The 614-nt window shown below is 56.0% G+C and carries 1 pseudogene; it reads right to left on the bottom strand.

Going from position 1 to position 614, the window contains the following annotated elements:
• Positions 1 to 157: 157 nt before the first annotated feature.
• Positions 158 to 614 (bottom strand): annotated as a pseudogene (locus GOB86_RS15740) (site-specific integrase); the annotation flags it as partial.

Below are 614 nucleotides of genomic sequence, written 5' to 3'. Positions count from 1 at the left end.
CCCCATCCGAACTCATGCGACCCCCGTCAAAACGGGCCACAACACGCCGTCCACAGGAGGCTGGAAACTCATACGCGCCTGCGCTACACTCTGTCTGCATCGGGTTTTCTTGATGATTATGGAAATTTCTTTTCTACAAAACAGACTTTTTCATAATCTAACCCGATGTACAACCCTTCTGTGAGATTTCCGCGTCGACGATGGCTGCAATCATGTTCAGGCGTTTGACGACGGTTCCCTTGGCCAGTCCCGCAGCCAGCATGGCGTCTCGAAAGTTCCGGACGTCGCTGTTGGTCCATTTGTCGATTTTCAATGAGGCAATGTCGGAACCAAGAAGGGCCGGAAGGTGACCCATACGATCAGCATCGCGCTCTGTCATGCGTTCCCGACCAAAGCGCTCAAAGAGTTCGCCAAAAGTAATCTGGTTTCTCTTGCGTGCGGGGGGCTCAAGTTGGCCCACATGCGCCTTGGCGCGTACGTCCTGGAGCCAGCGGCGGGCAAGACTGGCTGACGCGAAGGTTTCGCGGTGACGTTTGCCGTTCACCATCCTGCGGGCCTGATACTGGCCGGGGCCACGATACCAGACGCCTTTGGGCAACGGCTTCCCTGTTACA

Source organism: Acetobacter lambici (assembly GCF_011516885.1).
GTDB classification, from domain to species: Bacteria; Pseudomonadota; Alphaproteobacteria; order Acetobacterales; family Acetobacteraceae; genus Acetobacter; species Acetobacter lambici.
Note: the sequence above shows the minus strand (reverse complement) of the source record. Positions and strands in the feature narration are given on the sequence as shown.